This is a genomic window from Bradyrhizobium sp. SHOUNA76, assembly GCF_023006445.1.
In the GTDB taxonomy this organism is placed as follows: domain Bacteria; phylum Pseudomonadota; class Alphaproteobacteria; order Rhizobiales; family Xanthobacteraceae; genus Bradyrhizobium.
Genome location: NZ_JALBHA010001062.1, coordinates 1 through 669, shown reverse-complemented (window position 1 = coordinate 669; position 669 = coordinate 1). Strand labels below are relative to the sequence as shown.

The 669-nt window shown below is 66.1% G+C and carries 1 protein-coding gene; it reads left to right on the top strand.

Annotation, left to right across the window (positions count from 1 at the left end; all coding sequences use genetic code 11):
• Positions 1 to 603, top strand: a 603-nt coding sequence (locus MOV74_RS39715; protein ID WP_246933061.1) for an ABC transporter ATP-binding protein, incomplete at its 5' end; no start/stop codon positions are given.
• Positions 604 to 669 lie beyond the last annotated feature (66 nt).

Here is a 669-nt window from a genome sequence, read left to right as displayed (position 1 = left end):
GCCAACGGCGCCGGCAAGACCACCACGCTGCGCGCGATCTGCAACATGGTGCGCTCCACCGGCGGCATCGAGTTCGACGGCAAGCCGCTCAACAACCGCTCGACCGAGAGCATCGTGCGGTTCGGCATCGCCCACGTGCCGCAGGGCCGCGGCACCTTCACCACCATGACGGTGGAGGAGAATCTCCAGCTCGGGGCCATCACCCGCAAGGACAGCGCCGGCATCGTCTCCGACATCGAGCGGATGTACGCGCATTTCCCGGTGCTGAAGCAGCGCCACACCCAGCAGGCCGGCACACTGTCCGGCGGCGAGCAGCAGATGCTTGCGGTCGCCCGCGCGCTGATGCTGCGGCCGCGGCTGATGCTGCTCGACGAGCCCTCCTTCGGCCTCGCGCCGCTGGTGGTGCGCGACCTGTTCGGCATTCTCGGCAAGATCAACCGCGAGGACAAGGTGTCGATCCTGGTGGTCGAGCAGAACGCCCAGCTCGCACTCGAGCTCGCCGACCAGGCCTATGTGATCGAGACCGGCCGCATCGTGATGTCGGGCAAGGCCAAGGACATCGCGAACAACGAAGAAATCCGCAAATCCTATCTGGGTTACTGAGGGAGCCGGGACAATGGAGCTGTTCACCAACCAGGTCCTGGCCGGCATCGCCACGGGCGCGATCTA